The sequence below is a fragment of the Bradyrhizobium sp. 14AA genome (assembly GCF_054185205.1).
The window spans coordinates 1-614 of record NZ_JAVAYM010000082.1 but is presented as its reverse complement, the minus strand read 5'-3'; the positions used below and the strand labels follow the sequence as shown (position 1 = coordinate 614).

Genomic DNA, 614 nt, shown 5'->3' with positions numbered 1-614 from the left:
TCGAGTTGAAGTCGGACGAGGACGACCCGCTGTCGCCGTAGTTCGACAGCGACAGCGTCCCTGCCGTCGGCGCCGACGTGTCGACCACCACCGCGACGATGTTGCTGGTCGAACTATTACCGGCCGGGTCGCTGACCACAGCGCGGAACTGGTAGCTGCCATCAGCGAGGTCACCCTGTGCGGCCGTGGTCGCGGTCCAGCTGGCACCGCCATCGGTCGAGACCTCATAAGCCACACTGGTGCCGTTGGCATCGGCGTTGCCGTTCAGCGACAGATCGAAGGTCTTGTCGGTCGAGTTGAAGTCCACAGACGACGACCCGCTGTCGTCATAGCTCGACAGCGACAGTGTCCCCGCCGTCGGCGCGGTGGTGTCGACCACCACCGTGACGACATTGCTGGTCGCGCTGTTGCCGGCGGGATCGCTGACCACGGCACGGAACTGGTAGCTGCCGTCGGCCAGCTCGCTCTGCGCCGACGTCGTCGTGGTCCAGCTCGCGCCGCCGTCGGTCGAGACCTCATAGGCCACACCGGTGCCGTTGGTATCGGCATTGCCGCTCAGCGACAGATCGAAGGCCTTGTCGGTCGAGTTGAGGTCCACAGACGACGACCCGCTG

Annotated in this window: 1 protein-coding gene; it reads right to left on the bottom strand. The window is 65.6% G+C overall.

The window, feature by feature from the left end; all coding sequences use genetic code 11:
* Positions 1 to 614 (bottom strand): Ig-like domain-containing protein (locus tag RAD15_RS43410; RefSeq protein WP_458184797.1); only part of this gene is annotated, 614 nt, incomplete at both ends.